The following is a 19,306-nucleotide window of genomic DNA, read 5'->3' on the forward strand; positions in this document are numbered from 1 at the left end:
CTTTGGATTGTAACTAACTTTCTATGGATTCCCGCATACGCGAGAATGACAAAACTTAACATTGATAAAATAGATTAGCTAGGCTGAATCTTTACTTACTATAAAAGAATCCACCATTTAACAGAATAATATTTAAAATTCATCATCTCTTCCACAATAAATTTTGGTTCGGTTAAAAAATAGCCTTTAAGGTATTAAATAGGCAATTAATTTTCAATTAATAATTAAAACTTTATTAAATTTGTTGAAACCCACATATGACTATGAATTTTCGTTTTTTAATCTGTTTTCTTTTTTTAATAATTACAGTTGGTAAAGTGAACGCGCAATATACTGTAATGTATAGCGACAATTATCCTCCCTATAATTTTTTAAATGAAAAAGGTGAATTAATTGGCTTTAATATAGATATTTTAAACGCAATTAAAAAGTTATATAAAACTGACATTCACATACAAGGAGATGAATGGAATAAAATAAATGAACTGCTAGAAAATGGTAAAATTCAAGCTATTGGTGGGGCTCATTTACCTGGGGTTTTAGAAGATGAATATACCTATAGCCGATCCTCTATTAACACCTCACATTGTTTCCTTTATAATACCAATCATTTTTCAAAATTTTCTCTTGAAACTTTAAGAACTACTCAAACGCCTGTTGTGGTTTTATGGAAGAATGATGTGCTTGTTAAATATATACAATCTATAAATCCCACTACTCAATTTGTATATGTCAAAGATTATATAGACCTCATAAAAGCCATAGATAGAACAGATGTAACCTGTATTTTTGGACAAAGAATTGGCAGTATGTACTACGCTGAAAAACTTGGAAAAGAGTATGTAAGACCATTAAACCATCGGATTTTAGAGCGCAATATGGGTTTTAAAGTTTCTAAAAATGCACCTGAACTTGCCACAATGTTAAACAATGGTTTGGAAGTAATTTTAGCAAACGGGGAATACCAGCGTATATATGATAAATGGATTGCTAAATATGATAAGGATTATAATGACGACCAAATAAACTTTAAATACATTTTAATTCTTGGCGCTGCCATTATATTTATCATCTCATTACTATTAGTTATAAATAGGGTTTTACAAACCAGAGTTCGTGAAAAAACAAAAGACCTGAGAAATCAGCTTGAGTTAAATTCTGAAATCATGTTAGAGCTTGAAAATCAGAAAAACAAAGCTGAAGAAAGTGACAAAATGAAATCAGCCTTTTTAGCCAATATGAGTCACGAAATACGAACCCCAATGAACGGTATTTTAGGCTTTGCAGATTTGTTAAAAACCAATGATTATTCTACAGAAAAACAACATCAATTTTTGGGTATTATCCAAAAAAGTGGAAATAGAATGTTAGAAACTATTAATAATATCATTGATGTTTCAAAACTAGAATCCGGATTAGAAAAACCTCATTTTAAGGAAGTTGATATTCAAAAAATAGTGAATGACCTATTTAATTTTTTTGAATCTGAAGCTACGTCAAAAGGACTAAAATTTATATTAACCGAAGGTAATGTAAAATTAACGCAACCTTTCTTTACAGATGAATACAAACTAAATTCCATACTTACCAATCTCATAAAAAATGCTTTAAAATTTACAAAAGAAGGTTTTGTTGAAATTTCATATAGTATTAATAATGAGTTTGCTGAATTTAAAGTAGCAGACAGTGGAATTGGAATTCCTTATGATAAGCAACAATTTATTTTTGATCAATTTGTACAAGCAGATTATTCACACTCTAGCGGTTTTGAAGGATCTGGACTTGGCCTCTCCATTTCTAAAGGATATGTTGAACTTTTAAATGGTACTATCAAATTAAATTCTGAACCCAATAAAGGAACTGCTATTTATATTGAAATACCAAACACTAGTACTAAAAATAATGTTATTGAACGTTCTTCTGAACTTATAAAAACCAGTGTACCACACCTAAAAAAGTATAATTTTATTATTGCCGAAGACGATGAAACTTCGTATTACTTTTTAGAACAAGTTTTAAAAGATTTTGCACTTAGAATAATTAGAGCTAAAGATGGTAAAGAAGCAATCAACAAAATAAAAGAATATCCTGATACCACTATTATTTTTATGGATATTAAAATGCCTATATTAAATGGTTTTGAAGCTACTGAAGAAATACGAAAATTTAATAAAAACGTATATATAATTGCACAATCAGCTTATATTCAAGAAAATATGAAATTACAAGCCAAAGAAGTTGGTTGTAATTCTTTTATAGCTAAACCAATTGAAAAGCAAAAATTATATGAGTTGCTGGCTAGTTTAAAATTTGATTAATCTAATAGTTTCACACCTTTTCTCTTAATTTCTTTCTGCTATAACTATGATTGAAGCTGGACTCCTAAACAAAATATAAGTTCCATAACTACTATTCTTCATCCTATATAAATTTTATTTGATAAGCATTAAAAGAGTCAAATAAAAAAAATATTCGATATTTGCACTTCAAATGACAAATTTTATAATTTACATACTCGTTTACCCAATTGTTTGGCTCATCTCAATACTACCTTTCAGAGTTTTATATGCGCTCTCAGATGGTATTTATTTGTTGATTTACTATATAATTGGTTATAGAAAAAAAGTAGTTTTAAACAATTTAAAGTTAGCTTTTCCTGAAAATTCTTTAGAAGAAAATATAAAGCTCAGTAAAAAGTTTTATCATCATTTTGTGGATGTATTTATTGAAATGATTAAATCATTTACTGTTTCAAAAGAAGAAGTATATAAACGCTATAAATTTCCCAACATCCATTTTTTTGATGATTTATATAAAGATGGTAAAAGCGTTATTTTAGTAGGTTCGCATTATGCCAATTGGGAATGGATTATGAGTTTAGATTCTTTTGTAGCTTATAAAGGGTATGCTGCTTATACAAAAGTTAACAATCCATATTTTAATGATAAAGTACTAAAATCTAGAGCTAAATTTGGTACACATTTAATTCAGACCGCTAAAGTAGTCGCTGAAATTCAACACAACCAAAAAAACAACATTCAAGCTATGTACGGCTTGTTAAGCGACCAATCTCCTCAAATTAAGAAAACCTTTTATTGGAGTAAATTTTTAGGTGTAAAAGTTCCAATTCATACGGGTGGTGAAATGTTAGCGAAAAGATTTGATATGAATATGGTATTTATGGATGTTAAAAGAATTAAAAGAGGGTATTATGAAACTACTTTCAGTTTAATTACTAATGATGCCAAAACTATTCCAGATTATAAGTTAACCGATATCTTTTTAGAAAAAGTTGAAAAACAAATTCGAACAAATCCAGAATTTTACTTTTGGACACACAGACGTTTTAAGCATAAAGACAAAGCACCTGTTGAATGATAAGTTTGAAATTTTGAAATAAAAAGAGGCGATCTAAAAAGTATTGGAAATCGTCATTCTGAATTTAATTCATAATCTCATCATACTATTTATCAATTAGTATGCGAACCTGAAACAAGTTCAGGTTGACGGAAATATCACTTTTTAGATAGCCTATTTTAATATTTATTCTTTGTAAACTTTTTTAAATACCAAATCTAGCTCCAAAAACATACATGTTTTCAAAGAATGTAAAATGTTGAGATGCACTATCTTTTGTACTTGCAGTTGTTCTAATATCTTGCATATTTATATACCCAACTTTCATATTAGATTGAATAAAAAAGTGTTTAAAAAAGGTAATATTTAAACCTGCATGAGCAGAAACACCATAACCAGAAACATGAAATTCATCGTAACGTTCTTTGCCTAATAAGGTAGTATTTGTTTTTGGATACAACATTCCTATTCCAACTCCTTCCGTAAGGTTAATATCAATATTTTTAACCTTAAATTTCAACCAATTATCTAAATTATCATACCTACTGATCTCCGTATTTATATAATTCAAACCATCCGTATGTTCAAATAATAAAAAATCTTCCGATAATAAAATTTCATTTCCAGTAACATATACATCACTTCCACTAGGCAAGTCGCCTTTAAATTTTACGGTTTGGTCATTTTTCATCACATATTTCATATGGTCTACTCCTATAGAAATATTGTAATTTTCTTTAATAAAATAGCCAATTCTAAAATTAGTTTGAGGAATTGTTACCTCATCAATTTTAAAATAATAAATACCAAACGGCTTCGGTTTATCTTTTGAAGCCACATCACTTAACGTAAAATTATAATTTTCACCTTTAAAAGTAATATCAGATTTAGAATAATGTCCTCTATTCCATCCCCAATACGCAAAAAACTTTCCTTTATTTGGGCCTGCATCATTATAATTATTTTCTTGAGCAACACTAACAATGGAACTCAATAACACGATACCTAAAATTAAATTTTTCATAATATATTTAAATAATTGCTTTAATTTCATTGATAAATCTAACCGCCAATGCATCGGCACTTTCTTGCGAAGTGCTTTCCGTATAAATTCTAATAATTGGCTCGGTATTCGATTTTCTTAAATGCACCCACTCACTTTTAAAATTGATTTTAACACCGTCAATGGTGATGACGTCTTCGTTTTTATAGTTTGAAGCTATGGTTTCTAAAATTAAATCAACATTAATTTCTGGCGTTAATTCAATTTTATTTTTACTCATAAAATAGCTTGGATAACTATCTCTTAATTGCTTACAAGACATTTTTAAATTGGCTAAATGCGATAAAAATAATGCAACACCTACCAATGAATCTCTTCCATAATGAGATTCTGGATAAATAATCCCTCCATTTCCTTCTCCTCCTATCACGGCTTTTGAAGTTTTCATTAACTCCACCACATTTACTTCTCCAACAGCACTTGCCTGATATTTACCACCATGTTTTTCTGTAATATCACGTAATGCTCTTGATGATGAAAGGTTTGAAACCGTATTTCCAGGTGTTTTTCCTAACACATAATCGGCGCAAGCCACCAATGTATATTCTTCGCCAAACATAGAACCATCTTCGCAAATTAACGCCAATCTGTCAACATCTGGATCTACTACAATTCCAAAATCGGCCTTTTCTTTTACTACCAATTCGGAAATATCGGTTAAATGTTCTTTTAAAGGTTCCGGATTGTGCGGGAATTGTCCGTTTGGTGTACAATATAACTCAACACATTCCACGTTTAGTTCTTTTAATAAGGCTGGAATTGCAATTCCTCCTGTGGAATTAACAGCATCTACCACCACTTTAAAGTTCGCTTTTTTAATAGCTTCTACATCCACCAATTTTAATTTTAAAACTTCTTGAATATGTTTTTCAATGTAGTTTTTCTTTCTATCATAAGTTCCTAAATCATCTACTTCTGAAAATATATAGGCATCATTCTCCGCTATATGTAATATAGCTTCTCCGTCCGCTGCATTTAAAAACTCCCCTTTACTATTTAATAGTTTTAAGGCATTCCATTGTTTTGGATTGTGACTTGCAGTGATTATAATGCCTCCATCTGCCTTATCTAATGTTACCGCTAATTCTACTGTTGGCGTAGTTGATAAACCAATATCTAAAACGTGTATTCCTAAACCTACAAGTGTATTGCTTACTAAACTACTGATCATTTTACCCGAAATTCGTGCATCTCGACCAATTATAACAGTAAGTTTTTCTTTATTTGATTGTTTTTTAAGCCACATTCCATACGCTGCAGCAAACTTTACGGTATCAATAGGAGTTAAATTATCATTCGTTTTTCCTCCTATAGTTCCTCGTATTCCTGATATTGATTTTATTAAAGACATCGCTAAAATTTAGTTGAACAAAGATAATTTTTATAGTTGTAATAGCGAAAAAAAAAGCTGTATCAAATGATACAGCTTTTTTATAATATAAAAGGAATAAAGAATTATTTATTCTTTTTTTCCATTTTTTTCTTTAATGCTAACAAGTCATCATTTAAATCTCCAAAAGTAGTTTTTTCTGCAGAATCAGTATTTTTTTGTTGTACTGTTTTTACATTTTTCTCTTCTTGTTCTTTAAATATAGATGTATGTGAAGCTACTACTCTTCTAAATTCTTTGTTAAATTCTAACACTTTAAATTCAGCAGTATCTCCTTTTGCTAACTTAGTTCCGTCTTCTTTAGTAATAAAACGACTTGGTACAAAAGCTTCAACACCATTTTCTAATGTTACAATTAAACCTTTATCACTTTTGTCTTTTACAACACCTGTATGAACAGAATCAATAGTATAGGTATCTTCGTGAGCATCCCAAGGATTATCTGTAGTATGTTTGTGTCCTAAATTTAATTTACGCCCTTCAACATCTAATTCTAATACTTGAACTTCTAATTTATCTCCTACTGAAGTGAAATCAGATGGGTGTTTAATTTTCTTAGTCCAAGATAAATCAGAGATATATACTAATCCGTCAATTCCTTCTTCTAATTCAACAAATACACCAAAGTTAGTATAGTTACGCACAGTTCCTTCGTGAGTTGAACCTACTGGATATTTCTCAGCAATGTTAGTCCAAGGATCTGGGTGTAATTGTTTAATACCTAAACTCATTTTTCTATCTTCTCTATCTAAAGTTAAAACCTGCGCTTCAACTTCATCACCTACAGATACGAAATCTTGTGCAGAACGTAAATGTGTTGACCAAGACATTTCAGATACGTGAATTAAACCTTCAACACCTTGAGCTACCTCGATAAATGCACCGTAATCAGCGATTACAACTACTTTACCTTTTACAGTATCACCAACAGCAATGTTAGCGTCTAAAGCTTCCCATGGGTGAGCGTTTAATTGTTTTAAACCTAATTGAATTCTTGTTTTTTCATCATCAAAATCAAGAATTACTACGTTTAATGTTTGATCTAATTCAACCACTTCACTTGGGTGGTTAATTCTTGACCATGATAAATCTGTAATGTGAACTAAACCGTCTACACCACCTAAATCAACAAATACACCGTAAGAAGTAATGTTTTTAACAATACCTTCTAATACTTGTCCTTTTTCTAATTTACCAATAATTTCTTTCTTTTGAACTTCAATATCAGCTTCAATAAGTGCTTTATGAGATACAACAACGTTTTTAAATTCGTGATTTACTTTCACAACTTTAAATTCCATTGTTTTTTCAACATATTGATCGTAATCTCTAATTGGTTTCACATCAATTTGAGAACCTGGTAAGAATGCTTCAATTCCGAAAACATCTACAATCATACCTCCACGAGTTCTACATTTTACGAAACCATTAACAACTTCTCCACTTTCGTGAGCTGCGTTCACACGATCCCAAGCCTTAATAACTCTTGCTTTTTTGTGTGATAATACTAATTGACCAGTACTATCTTCTCTTTTGTCAACTAAAACTTCAACAATATCTCCAACTTTTAAACCTGGATTGTAACGAAATTCGTTTAACGAAATTACACCTTCAGATTTTGAATTGATATCAATAATTGCTTCACGATCAGTTTTTCTTACAACTAATCCTTCAATTACTTCACGCTCATTTACTAAGCCTAATGTACCATCTAAAGCAGCTTCAAATGCTTTAATGTTTTCTTCGTCAATTAAATCAATACCTTCTTCGTATTTATGCCAATTAAAATTAGCTAAAAATTCTTCTGGGTTTACTTTTTCAACTATAGGAGCTTCTGCTACTTTTTCTGTTGCTTTTTCGGCTGTTGCCTCTGTTTGTTTTACTTCAGTAGCTGGTACTTGCTCTTCAGTTTTTTTTGTTTCTTCAGACATATGTGCTGATGATAAAAATTTGTATCTTGTTGTTATTCAGATTTTTAAACGATTCTAACAACAAGAGATTATTTATATATATTTTTCTTTAATTCCTTTTTAAATCTGTTATCGTAAAAAGGCGTGCAAATTTAGTGATTTTTTTTAATTAACAAAAAGAAAATGAAGCATTTGTATATTTTTAAATTAAAATTGTGATGTAGCTTATTACTTGCATTTTGTTTTTGATTAAATAATTGCAATTTTAACGCAACAAATTCAACTGTAACTAATTATGCTTTACTCCATAAATTTTTAATTGTTATCACATCTTTTCGCATAGCCTGATACATTAAGTTTTCTTGTTCTAAGCTTGATAAATTATTAAAATTTCCATTTCCTAACTCGTATTCCACGTGCAAAGAAACAGGAATATTTAAATTGTATTTTTTTAATAGTTTAAAATACGTGTCAAAATCTACCATTCCTTCGCCAATTGGAGTATCAACAACATTCCATACACCGTTTACTTTACTCCATTTAAAATCTTTTAAAACAATTGTTTTAACGTTGTTTTTTATCAATTTTAACCCATTTTCCCAAGAAAGACCTCCTTCAACCATAGCGTGTCTAATATCATATTGACTTCCAAAATATGCCGGATCCGCAAATTCTAATAATTTTTTCACTTCCCAAATTGACGAACCTACATATTTTCCTGCATGATTTTGGTAACAACCAACAATTCCAAATTCTTTATTTAGGTTACTTAAAGCAGTTACTTGTTGTTGATATTTTAATAGTTCTTCTTCTATGTCACCTTCATCTGAATATTTAAACCAATTAGATCTGTAATATTGAATACCTAATTTAGAAGCGGTTTCCAGCACATCAATATCTAGTTTATTTTCAGCATTTTCAACATTAGTGGCCATCATAATACATTGTGAACCACCTTTTTTAATAGCTTCCACCGCAATAGGCAAATCTCTTTTCACAAACTCTGGTAACACATGCCCGCCTTTTCTCACTGTTAAATCTACTCCTGCAAACCCTAACTCAGCCGTTTTTTCACCCACCGATTGATAGTCTAATAATTGTAAGTGCTTAGAAAAAATATGAATATTTAATTCATTTTCACTGAAAATTGAAGCTCCAAAACCTGTTTGAACATTTAAAAATGGAATATACGCTGCTGCTGCTGCAGTTTGTTTAATAAAAGTTCTACGTGAATTTTTAGTTTTCATCCCTTATTTAATTATCTATTTTTTAAGAATATTATGCTATCCAATTTTTAAAATCTTTTACACGTTCTCTGCTTACAATAATCTCAGACTCTGAAAATGAGTTTAATATAATTTTAAGTCGACTATTAGAATATGAAATAATATCTTTTATAGCGGTTATATTTACATAGTATTTTCTACTCACTCTAAAAAATTGTGCTGGATTTAAATTTTTTTCTAAAGTTTCTAAAGACTCTTCAATTACATAACTTCTGTTATCAGTTGTATGCATTTGTGTGGCTTTATTTTCACTGTAAAAACATTCCACAGATTCAATAGGAATCATTTTTAAATGCTGACCAATTTTAACGGTAAAACGTTTTTTATACTCTTTTTGCGAAGGTAAAATCAATGTTTTCAATTGCTCCAAATCAAAACTAGGTTTTGAGGATGACGCTTGTAATTTTTTAAATTGATTGATAGCGTTTTCCAATTCATCAACATCAATTGGTTTTAGCAAATAATCTACGCTATTTAATTTAAAAGCCTTTAGTGCATATTCATCATAGGCAGTAGTAAAAATTATAGCGCTTTTAACCTCCACTTCTTCAAAAATTTCAAAAGATAAACCGTCCGACAATTGAATATCTAAAAACAATAAATCTGGATGTTCATTGTTATGAAACCAATTAACAGCTTCTTCAACCGAATGCAACATAGTTTCAACGTGCATTCCTACATCAGTTAACATTCTATTTAATCTTCTCGCTGCTGGTTTTTCATCTTCTATAATAACTACATTCATTTTTTAGCTTTTATTTTTTTGAATTTTACATATGAATCACAAAAAAAATTGTATTTCAATTACAGTGATACTAATTTATAAAAAACAATAACAACTGAATACGAAGTTATCATCTTTCTTGTTGATAAAACTTAGTTTTTAGTAAACGATTAAAAACTAAAAAGAGGCTGTGCCAAAAGTGAAATTTACGTCAACCTGAACTTGTTTCAGGTTCTCATAGTAATTGATTATTAGTATGATAAGATTCTGAAACAAGTTCAGAATGACGGCTTTTAATACTTTTGAGACAGCTTCTTTTTATTATAAACTATTTTCTAAACAATGGATCTACTCCAATAGTCCCTACCAAATTTTTAAGATATGCTGGAGAACTAGCCTCTTTTAATGCGCTTTCAACTTTTTGTAAGCGCGTTTTTATATTCATTTCCTCTACCAATTGTTTATTTTCTTCATTTGAAATAAATCCTTCTAAATAACTGATTTGCTTTATGTAAAAACGAATATCTTTTTGCTGCTTCAATATCAAACGTTCTTTATACCAATCGCTATCTATTACATAATCTCTTTCAAAATAGCTTCTTAGCTCCGTATTACTCATATCTTTACCTTCATAATGTCCATATGCCATTATATGCAACAATATTTTTAACGGTGGTATTGCCGCATGTACACTTCCATCTTCAAAATAACGCAATGCTACTTTTTGCTGCGCTTCCACAATATTTGCAATTCCATCTACATAATCTTCCAATCCTTGCATTTCTGGTTTTAACATTTTCTCATTAAAAACAGCATTTGGCTCATCAAACAAACGGTTTAAACATCTTAAAGAAAAGGTACTTGTAATTCTATACCCCAACCTACTTGCCAATACTTTTTCTCCTTTATATTCAAAATCTTCTATTTTTTCTAAGGAACCGTTAGCTATTAACGCTTTAGGATCACGATCTTCAGGTACTAAACGCGCCCAAATTTCAGGAATTAACAAACTAATATCGTGGTCTACTTTATTTTCACCACCCACATAACCTGCAGCAGTACTAAAAGCATTAGATTCTGTTAAAATATGTGATAATAATGCGTTATTTAAATCGGTTGTTGGCGTTAACATATTAAAAGGTCCTTTTGTTAAAGCTCCTTCAGAACCAGCTCCTGTTGTTGATGGCGATTTACCTGTAAGACTACAAATGAAATCCATAAACAATTCTGGAGTTTCTTGATAATGTATTGGATTATAAACGGCTAACGGACGAATGCCTGCTATTTTATCAACCGGATTATTTCTTCTTCCTGGCAAAACCGCATTTACAACATTAATTACGGGATCTTCAGCTTTTATTTTTCTGAACAAACGCACACCCACTTCACCTAAATAACTAGCTTCAGTTTCATTAATAAAAATGTTAGGCTCTAAATAACGTGGATTTTTTGTTGGTTCTCCATCAACAATTCTTGTATGTGAAGGCAATGCAAAATATTCTTCTTCATTTGGACTGTTAACAACACTTAAAATTAAATCTTTAACAGGTTGTGTATATTTGTCAAAATTAATTGTGTCCACAAAAATTTCAATAGCATCTTTCTTTTTCAACAATTCATAATTGGTTAAAAATACATTATTGCTAACCAAATCGTATTCCGCACCTTTATCATAACCACGAACAATGGCTTCGTCTGGACGTTGAAATAAATGCGACTCGCAGTTTGCAACAACTTTTAAACTTTTATTTGTGTATTCGGCATTTAAATTTTTAAACTGATTTCTAGGTAATGTAATTGAAGCGGAAATATCATCTTCTAACTGAATTTTTTGACTTGCAGAAAAATCAGATCTTAATTTATTTAATAACCAACCTCCTTTTTGATTGAAACCAATACGTACATAACTTCCCACAACTGGCGCATTATGATATTGTAATCCTGTGCCGTTTTTTCCGTTGATAATTTCAACAGACATTAAATCTTTCCAGTTTATTTCTGCGTGATCTTGACGGTACAAGCGCTTCACAAACAATACCAGAGAACGAATATGCACCGGAATATTTGCAATAAACTGATTGAATTCATCACTATTTACACTGGAAGGTGTTAATAATTTTACTGCGGAACCTAAAGTTCTTCCTTTATCTAAAAATGAGCGTGATGGTGGCAAAGTTGGATCGTAATTTTTCCATCTTTTTGAATAGTCAAATTCTATGATTTCATCTGCTTTTTTAAAATCCTCATCAATATCTATAATATTAAATGCGCTATAGGTAATAGCATTTTGCATAGATTTTGAAATTTCAGATTTTCCTCCACCAGAAACGGTACACGGTTTATGACAAAAAACACCTTCAGGCGAAGTATTTACAATTCTCCATAAAGCTATAGCGTTGTGCTTTTCTAATTTAAATTTATTTCCTGTTGGGTGCACATATGTTTTAAGCGGCGATAATATTAACTTTTGTTCATTTCCATGATACATCCAAGTAATACTATTTGTATTGGTATTAATGTATGCGTTTTCTGGAATATAAACTATATTCGGGTATTTTTTATCAACGGCATAATTTTCTGGTTTCACCTCAATGCTATCCCCTAAAAAAGATTTTACATCTTCAAAATTATAATTACTTCCAAATTTTGTAGAAAAAGCGCTTCCATCAACAATATCTCCCATGACGCCTCTTGGATACGCAATTGCTCCACCTGAATGCTCTTCTTCAACCAAACCAAATAAATTGGCAGAATAACTGATTTGTGTTTTAATTTCTTTTTTAGAATATCCGAAATAATTATCGGCAATAATAGTAACAACTACACCTCTATCATCTCTACACGTTACTTTAAAAGCACCACCATCATTATACAATTCATTTTCATCTTTCCAGTACATTTCATCATTTATTTGACGTGGTGTTGCATCGTTAAAATGAGGTAAACCAATATCTTTTTTCTTTAATAATTTTAACTGAGGAGCAAGAATTATACAACCTGTATGACCTGTCCAATGTTCCGTATCTAAAGCTGCATCATATTGCGCCAAATAAGGATCGCCTGCATTGCCAAATATAGACTCTACAAAGTCTAGATTGGTTACCAAACTTCCTGGAGCAAAAAAGCGAACTTCCATACTCTTTTTTGAAATTATGCCTTTCACTTCTGGACAAACCATAGGGCGCATTAACATAGAAACCATCACTTTTGCTTGCGCTTCCTGGTTGGAAGTAAATGGTAATGTTTTTAATTTATCCGATGGATTGAAAGCCGCATTTAAAAAATGTGCGAATGCAATTTTAGGAACCTCTTTTTTATCTAATGGAACTGGCAAATCACCTTCAACAATATGAAAGGTTCCTTTTGTAGTTCTTTTATCATTGATTGGATTGTTTAAAATTCCTTGTTTTATTCTATAAGAAGTAATATCATCACTTACAAAAGTTGTTCCGTTTGGCGGCAAACTTAACTCACGTGCGTGCCCCTGCTGGGTTAGAACTAAAGAATCATTTGGTAGTTTAATGGATTTCTGAAAAGGAACATCCTTTAAATAATCATTTAAAAATTCTTGAACCCTCGTATCTGCAGGAGAAAGATAATTTGATAACAATCTTGATTTTTCACGAAAACTTTTTATCAATCCGTTTGTTAACGTTTGAAATTTAGAATTACAAAACTTTTCATTTGCTTTCTCGTCATCCTTATAAATAGGCTGCCCCAAAGATGCCAATTGAAGGTTAATGTATTGTACTGTATCCTTTCTGCTTTGTTTTAAAGGCTCATTATTCATCATTTGTGCTTTGTTCATTTAAAAAAAATTAAATAGTTATCACTATTCTATTATTGAATTATTAAGGTAGGATTCTCTTTATTTCCTAGTAAAAAAATTGGTTAACCAATTTTACAGTTACAAAAATGATGAATTTAGCCCTATTTTTAAAGGAATTCATTAAATAGTTTTTCAAATAAAATGTTCAAAACTTTTTCAAAATCAATTATTCGTAAATTATTAGATGTTTAATGAATTTTCTACAATAATTAGAGTTAAAAATAAATTTATCGAAATAATTTTCAGCAAAAAACAGAATACAATAAATTGTATAGATTTAAAAAAAGTTAAAATAACTTATAAATCACAAAAAAGGCTGTTGAAAATAGTATTTTACAACAGCCTTTTAGGTTTTACTTTAATAAAAATCTATTCCCATAAATCGCGTTTATCTCTATCCATCATTTCTTTTATTTTTCTTTCTTCCCAATCTGCGCCTAATATAAAGCTCATTCCAAATACATTAAATGCATGAAAAAGAATTCCGATTCCCCAAAAAATGGCAGTATTATAGGTTTGCCATTGCCAAAAATTATCCCATTCTCCGTTTGAAAAAGATTTTGTGATAATTAAAAATACATTTACTACTATATACACAACAAGGTGTACATAAAAGCCTTTTATAGCTTTTACTCGTTTTTTGGCTCTAATATATTTTTGCTCTTTTAAATTTGAATTTTCCATCATTTCTTTTTTTTAACTTTTATCTTTATCCATCATTTCTTTAATCTTTTTTTCTTCCCAATCTTTTCCAAAAATTAGGTTATTTCCAAAAACTCCAAATGCGTGAAAGGCTATTCCAATTCCCCAACCAAGCATTGGCCAAAAAAACCACCAATACCCTGGTGAAGTCATATAATTTATAAAAAATAAAAACGGAATTACTAAACAGTACGCTAATAAATTGGCGTAAAAACCTTTTATATTATCAACTCTTTTCTTTGCTCTTAAATATTTTTCCTCTTGTGTATATTGCTTTATCATTTTATTTTGTTTTAAATCATCTCTCAACTACGCTCCAGATGACACATTTACTATCTCCTTTTACCTTTAAACTTTAGCCTTTAATCTTACTCCCAATATTGCTTTTTATCTTCATTCATATATTCTTGAATTTTACGTTCCTCCCAATTTTTTCCTAAAAACGGATTGTATGCAAATGCTTTAAATCCTGCAAAAACCAATCCTATTCCCCAACCCATAATTGGAAACCAAAACCAATGAAATTGAGGCACATAGGTTAAATTAATATAAATTAAAAATGGAATTACAATACAGTAAGCTATTAGGCTACTATAAAATCCTTTAATTTCTTCAACACGTTCAACGGCTCTTATATATTTACTATTTTCTTGTATTTCTGTTGTTCTCATCATTTTTGTTTTTTGAGTTAATAATGGAAGTTTTACTATAAAGCTTTCATTAATTTTAGTTATTTCTACCTTTTTAAGAGTTAATAAATGATACCTGTCCACTATATTTTGCAACCCCACTTTTGTTCCTTTTTCTAAAACTGCTTTGGGTTTAAAATTATTGGAAACTACTAAATAGCCCTCTTTTTCTTCAATTTTAACAGTTAAGGGGTTTTCTTCTGAAACCACATTATGCTTAATAGCATTTTCTAACAGTAATTGTAATGATAGCGGAATGATTTTCAATTCTGAATGACTCGCTTTCTCAGGAATTTCAAAGGTCACAGCGTTTTCAAAACGCATATTTAATAATTCCATATACGTTTTTGCAAAATGCAATTCTTCATCTAATTCAATTAAATCTTTACTTTTTTGTTCTAACACATATCTATAAACTTTAGAAAGTTTTGTAGTAAATTTTTCTGCTGCTTGAGGATTTTCACCTATTAATGATGTTAAAACATTTAAACTGTTAAATAAAAAATGTGGATCTATCTGACTTTTTAACGATTCAAATTTTGCTGTTTCAGTTTTAGCTACTATTTCTTGTTCCTTAACTTTGGTTTCTGTTAACGCCTTATAGAAAAATATGGCATGAAAAATTAAACTTACACTTAACGTAATTACCAAACCAAAGATATAATAATTTACAGCGTAGGGATCATTAAAAAACGCTGCAACTGGCTGACTAGAAATAAGAACTATAGTTACAAATCGCAATACTACCAATCCAACCATGCTTGCTAAAACCGATCCTATTGCACCAAAAATTAAACGTTGTTTTGCATGGTCTTTCCAGTTAATTTTTTTATCTAAAAAATGAAAAAAATAAGCATTTACTAGGGTAAGCACAAAAGCATACATAAAATGAATACCTAATACTCTTAACAACTCATTCATTGGTAAATTAAAACCCTCAGCGCTCAATAATCGTTCAATAACAAATATGGCCACTGTTAATATAATTGAGATTTTAAGTATGTATTTAAATTCGGTTTTCATAAAACTAAAGTGCTAAATTATAACTGCAATTTAAAATTTAATTTCTAAAGATAAAGGTTCGGCTCCTACAATAAACTTAGCATCTTCAAATTGCGGTGGGCCAAAACTTAAAGCGTTGTTAGATGTTCCATAGCTTTCTAATGGCATTCCATTTACTTGAAAATCTAGTTTATCATTTTCATTTTCATCATGAAAGCAAATAATTGCATATTCACCAAACGGAACATTTTCAAAAGTCACATTACTTGAACCGTTCTCAATAGTTGCTGTTTTGCTAAACAATGGTTGTTTTCTAAAATTCTCTTTATCAAAAAAAGCAAAATGAACGGAACCTTTATCACTTAAAGCATTTACCACCAATACTTTTATGGTTCCTGAATTTTTTACTTCACTTTCTTGAGCGTTTGAAATTACTATTGATGAGAATAGAAATACTAAGGTTAAAATTACTTGTTGCATACTTAATAGTTTTAAATTTATAATTTATTTTACACTTCAAAAGTGCAGTTAAAATATAAGCTGCAAAATTTAAAACTACCGAATTGTAATAATTTTAGGATGAATTGTAATAATTAGCTTCTTATTAAAAATAAGATATATAAAAACTCTTTCTAAAAAACCCTAACATAAGTCATATTTTTAACTAAAAAAGTTTGTAACTTTATAGAACCTTTTATATAAAATTATATACATTATGAAAATATACGATGATAAACACATTAAAAACGTGGCCTTTGTAGGAGCTAACAAAAGTGGAAAAACTACATTGGCCGAAACAATGCTCTTTGAAGCTGGATTAGTCAACCGTCGTGGTAGTGTAGAAAACAAAAATACCGTTTCAGACTATCACGAAATAGAACAAGAACGAGAAACTTCCATTTTTGCCACACCTCTTCATACCGAGTGGCGCAATTACAAAATAAACATTTTAGATACTCCTGGCTTAGACGATTTTATTGGTGAGATTGCCTCAACAATGCGTGTAGCAGATTCTGTTGTTACTGTAATTAACGGACAACATGGCGTTGAAATTGGGACAGAAATTATGTGGAATTATGTAGATAGATATTCAAAACCTACATTGTTTGTTGTAAATCAAATAGACAATCCTAGTACAGATTTTGATGAATGTTTTAAAAGTATTGTAAATCTTATTGGAAATAATGCTGTAAAAATGCAGTATCCATTAGTTGTTGATGGTGCACAATGTATTATTGATGTATTAAAAATGAAAATGTATAAATTTGGTCCTGAAGGTGGAAAACCTGAAAAATTAGAAATTCCAGCTGACCAAATTGATCTTGCCAACGAATTACATAATGAATTAGTTGAAAAAGCAGCTGAGAATGATGAAGCTTTAATGGAACTTTATTTTGATAAAGGTACGTTAAATGAAGATGAAATGCGTGAAGGAATTAAAAAAGGAATGTTAAACCACGAATTATTCCCTGTATTTTGTGTTTCTGCTTTAAAAGATATGGGTAGTGGTCGTTTAATGGGCTTTATTGACAATGTAGCTCCTTCTGCTGCAGATTTAAAACCTGAGCAAAGTGTAGAAGGTAAATTAGTTGAATGCAAAAATGACGCTCCTACTTCGCTGTTTATATTCAAAACTTTATACGAACCAAATTTAGGACAAATAAGTTTCTTTAAAGTAAAATCGGGTGAAGTAAAACAAAACGATAAATTAGAAAATTCCAGAAATGAAGAAATTGAGATCTTAAATCAATTATACATTATGGATGGAAAAAACCGTGATCAGGTTGAAAAGTTAAGCGCTGGAGATATTGGTGCTACCTTAAAATTAAAATATACAGAAACTAACGACACACTTCGTGTAAAAGGTTCTGATATTACTATTAAACCTATTGAATATCCTGAACCTAGAATTACCAAAGCAGTAACTGCTGTTGATAAAAATGATGAAGAGAAATTAAATGATGCGCTTAGAAAAATTCATAGTCAAGATCCAACAGTATCCGTGCGTTATATGAAAGAATTAAAGCAATTAATACTTTCTTGCCAAGGAGAATTACATTTAGCTACCATTGATTGGACATTAAATAATGTATATGGAATTAAAGCTGCTTTTGATCAACCAAAAGTGGCCTACAGAGAAACCATCCAACGTTCTGCAACTACAAGCTATAAACATAAAAAACAATCTGGTGGTTCTGGACAATTTGGTGAAGTTCACATAAAAATTGAACCTTACTTTGAAGGAATGCCTGAACCTGAAGGGTTTAATATACGTGGTAAAGAAGAAGTAAAACTTGATTGGGGTGGAAAATTAGTATTCTACAATTGTATTGTTGGTGGTGTTATTGATGCTCGTTATTTACCGTCTGTATTAAAAGGAATATTAGAAGTTATGGAAGAAGGTCCTTTAACAGGATCTTATGCCAGAGATATTAGAGTAATGTTATTCGACGGAAAAATGCACGCTGTAGATTCTAATGATATTTCATTTAAAATTGCTGGAGCACACGCATTTAAAGAAGCTTTTTTAAATGCAAAACCTAAATTACTTGAGCCAATACATGAATTAAATGTAAAAGTTCCTGAAGAACTAATGGGAAATGTAATGACAGATCTTCAATCTAGAAGAGCCATTATTTTAGGAATGGATAGTGATGGAAAATATCAAACTATTAAAGCTAAAACTCCTTTAGCAGAAATGTATAAATATTCTACAACACTGCGTTCAATAACACAAGGTAGAGGTAGTTTTAGTACTAAATTTTCTAATTTTGATTTAGTGCCTAACAACGTTCAAGAAGAATTAATTAAAAATAATTAACCTAAAATAGTTTAAAAAATAAAGACTCGTCATTTTTAATGACGAGTCTTTTTTTATTACTCCGTGTATTTAGTATTTTATTAATTCAATCAATTTTAATAATTATCAAGTTTTAGTTGGTACAAATTCAACAAGAAATTTTTTAAAAACTTAAATACTAAATACATAGCAATTTAATAATTTTTTTAATACAAACCCAATAAACTTTTTAATATTTAACACTTTAGCAATTATTAAAGCGCTATTTAACAAAATGTATTACATATATCGTAATTGATTATTAAATAAAAAATGTATTTAATCATCCTGAATAAATAAGTATATTTGCACCATAAATTTTTAGATATGAAAATATTTTTAATTACAATAGCCTTATTAGGGGTAGGAGTTTTTGGAATAGCTATTAAATTGTGGGCAAAAAAAGACGGGAAATTTGCTGGAACTTGCGCTAGTCAAAACCCTCATTTAAACAAAGAAGGTGAAGCTTGTGGTTACTGTGGAAAATTGCCGGAAAACTGCGAAAATAAATAATC

General features: G+C 30.0%; 14 protein-coding genes. 4 read left to right on the forward strand and 10 right to left on the reverse strand.

Translation table 11 applies throughout. From position 1 onward, the window contains the following. Positions 1 to 263 precede the first annotated feature (263 nt). Both JEY78_RS07240 and JEY78_RS07245 read left to right on the forward strand, forming a co-directional pair. Positions 264 to 2,318: a transporter substrate-binding domain-containing protein gene (locus JEY78_RS07240; RefSeq protein ID WP_291848812.1), complete on the forward strand. Its 2,055-nt coding sequence runs from the start codon at positions 264 to 266 to the stop codon at positions 2,316 to 2,318. Positions 2,319 to 2,490: 172 nt separating this feature from the next. Beyond that, on the forward strand, positions 2,491 to 3,378 hold the full coding sequence (locus tag JEY78_RS07245; RefSeq protein WP_291848815.1) for a lysophospholipid acyltransferase family protein: 888 nt from the start codon (positions 2,491 to 2,493) through the stop codon (positions 3,376 to 3,378). Positions 3,379 to 3,562: 184 nt separating this feature from the next. Here JEY78_RS07245 and JEY78_RS07250 read toward each other — a convergent pair whose 3' ends face one another. The 10 genes from JEY78_RS07250 to JEY78_RS07295 form a co-directional block, all read right to left on the reverse strand. Further along, entirely contained in the window at positions 3,563 to 4,381 is an 819-nt protein-coding gene (locus JEY78_RS07250; RefSeq protein ID WP_291848818.1) for a hypothetical protein, read from the reverse strand. 7 nt (positions 4,382 to 4,388) lie between these two features. Continuing rightward, positions 4,389 to 5,771 (reverse strand): phosphoglucosamine mutase, encoded by a 1,383-nt coding sequence (glmM, locus tag JEY78_RS07255; protein ID WP_291848821.1) that lies wholly within the window; start codon positions 5,769 to 5,771, stop codon positions 4,389 to 4,391. A 104-nt stretch (positions 5,772 to 5,875) separates the two neighbouring features. Next, positions 5,876 to 7,741, reverse strand: coding sequence for a 30S ribosomal protein S1 (rpsA, locus tag JEY78_RS07260; RefSeq protein ID WP_291848824.1), 1,866 nt, complete (start codon positions 7,739 to 7,741; stop codon positions 5,876 to 5,878). A 272-nt stretch (positions 7,742 to 8,013) separates the two neighbouring features. Beyond that, the gene (locus tag JEY78_RS07265) at positions 8,014 to 8,967 is read right to left on the reverse strand and encodes a TIM barrel protein (protein ID WP_291848828.1); all 954 of its coding nucleotides are present in this window, start codon (positions 8,965 to 8,967) and stop codon (positions 8,014 to 8,016) included. Positions 8,968 to 8,998: 31 nt separating this feature from the next. Continuing rightward, entirely contained in the window at positions 8,999 to 9,751 is a 753-nt protein-coding gene (locus JEY78_RS07270; protein ID WP_291848831.1) for a LytTR family DNA-binding domain-containing protein, read from the reverse strand. A 307-nt stretch (positions 9,752 to 10,058) separates the two neighbouring features. Then, positions 10,059 to 13,538, reverse strand: a complete 3,480-nt coding sequence (locus tag JEY78_RS07275) for a hypothetical protein (protein ID WP_291848834.1) — start codon at positions 13,536 to 13,538, stop codon at positions 10,059 to 10,061. 390 nt (positions 13,539 to 13,928) lie between these two features. Continuing rightward, positions 13,929 to 14,246: a 2TM domain-containing protein gene (locus JEY78_RS07280; protein WP_291848837.1), complete on the reverse strand. Its 318-nt coding sequence runs from the start codon at positions 14,244 to 14,246 to the stop codon at positions 13,929 to 13,931. 9 nt (positions 14,247 to 14,255) lie between these two features. Beyond that, positions 14,256 to 14,543: a 2TM domain-containing protein gene (locus JEY78_RS07285; protein ID WP_291848840.1), complete on the reverse strand. Its 288-nt coding sequence runs from the start codon at positions 14,541 to 14,543 to the stop codon at positions 14,256 to 14,258. An 86-nt stretch (positions 14,544 to 14,629) separates the two neighbouring features. Beyond that, positions 14,630 to 15,973 (reverse strand): 2TM domain-containing protein, encoded by a 1,344-nt coding sequence (locus JEY78_RS07290; RefSeq protein WP_291848843.1) that lies wholly within the window; start codon positions 15,971 to 15,973, stop codon positions 14,630 to 14,632. Positions 15,974 to 16,003: 30 nt separating this feature from the next. Continuing rightward, complete coding sequence (locus JEY78_RS07295; RefSeq protein WP_291848845.1) at positions 16,004 to 16,432, reverse strand: DUF2141 domain-containing protein; 429 nt, start codon at positions 16,430 to 16,432, stop codon at positions 16,004 to 16,006. Between the two features lie 235 nt (positions 16,433 to 16,667). On the opposite strand from JEY78_RS07295, the gene JEY78_RS07300 reads away from it, so the two are divergent. Together JEY78_RS07300 and JEY78_RS07305 are read left to right on the forward strand one after the other, a co-directional pair. After that, the gene (locus JEY78_RS07300; RefSeq protein ID WP_291848848.1) at positions 16,668 to 18,773 is read left to right on the forward strand and encodes a translation factor GTPase family protein; all 2,106 of its coding nucleotides are present in this window, start codon (positions 16,668 to 16,670) and stop codon (positions 18,771 to 18,773) included. A gap of 345 nt (positions 18,774 to 19,118) precedes the next feature. Further along, entirely contained in the window at positions 19,119 to 19,304 is a 186-nt protein-coding gene (locus tag JEY78_RS07305) for a membrane or secreted protein (RefSeq protein ID WP_291848851.1), read from the forward strand. Positions 19,305 to 19,306 lie beyond the last annotated feature (2 nt).

The organism is Lutibacter sp., assembly GCF_016342705.1.
Lineage (GTDB): Bacteria > Bacteroidota > Bacteroidia > Flavobacteriales > Flavobacteriaceae > Lutibacter.

What these genes read in the sequence shown, in the direction of transcription:
- rpsA (WP_291848824.1), bottom strand. Translation starts at nt 7,741, where the DNA reads ATGTCTGAAGAAACAAAAAAAACTGAAGAGCAAGTACCAGCTACTGAA.
- JEY78_RS07300 (WP_291848848.1), top strand. Translation starts at nt 16,668, where the DNA reads ATGAAAATATACGATGATAAACACATTAAAAACGTGGCCTTTGTAGGA.
- JEY78_RS07305 (WP_291848851.1), top strand. Translation starts at nt 19,119, where the DNA reads ATGAAAATATTTTTAATTACAATAGCCTTATTAGGGGTAGGAGTTTTT.
- JEY78_RS07265 (WP_291848828.1), bottom strand. Translation starts at nt 8,967, where the DNA reads ATGAAAACTAAAAATTCACGTAGAACTTTTATTAAACAAACTGCAGCA.
- JEY78_RS07240 (WP_291848812.1), top strand. Translation starts at nt 264, where the DNA reads ATGAATTTTCGTTTTTTAATCTGTTTTCTTTTTTTAATAATTACAGTT.
- JEY78_RS07245 (WP_291848815.1), top strand. Translation starts at nt 2,491, where the DNA reads ATGACAAATTTTATAATTTACATACTCGTTTACCCAATTGTTTGGCTC.
- JEY78_RS07290 (WP_291848843.1), bottom strand. Translation starts at nt 15,973, where the DNA reads ATGAAAACCGAATTTAAATACATACTTAAAATCTCAATTATATTAACA.
- JEY78_RS07275 (WP_291848834.1), bottom strand. Translation starts at nt 13,538, where the DNA reads ATGAACAAAGCACAAATGATGAATAATGAGCCTTTAAAACAAAGCAGA.
- JEY78_RS07280 (WP_291848837.1), bottom strand. Translation starts at nt 14,246, where the DNA reads ATGATGGAAAATTCAAATTTAAAAGAGCAAAAATATATTAGAGCCAAA.
- JEY78_RS07285 (WP_291848840.1), bottom strand. Translation starts at nt 14,543, where the DNA reads ATGATAAAGCAATATACACAAGAGGAAAAATATTTAAGAGCAAAGAAA.
- JEY78_RS07295 (WP_291848845.1), bottom strand. Translation starts at nt 16,432, where the DNA reads ATGCAACAAGTAATTTTAACCTTAGTATTTCTATTCTCATCAATAGTA.
- JEY78_RS07270 (WP_291848831.1), bottom strand. Translation starts at nt 9,751, where the DNA reads ATGAATGTAGTTATTATAGAAGATGAAAAACCAGCAGCGAGAAGATTA.
- JEY78_RS07250 (WP_291848818.1), bottom strand. Translation starts at nt 4,381, where the DNA reads ATGAAAAATTTAATTTTAGGTATCGTGTTATTGAGTTCCATTGTTAGT.
- glmM (WP_291848821.1), bottom strand. Translation starts at nt 5,771, where the DNA reads ATGTCTTTAATAAAATCAATATCAGGAATACGAGGAACTATAGGAGGA.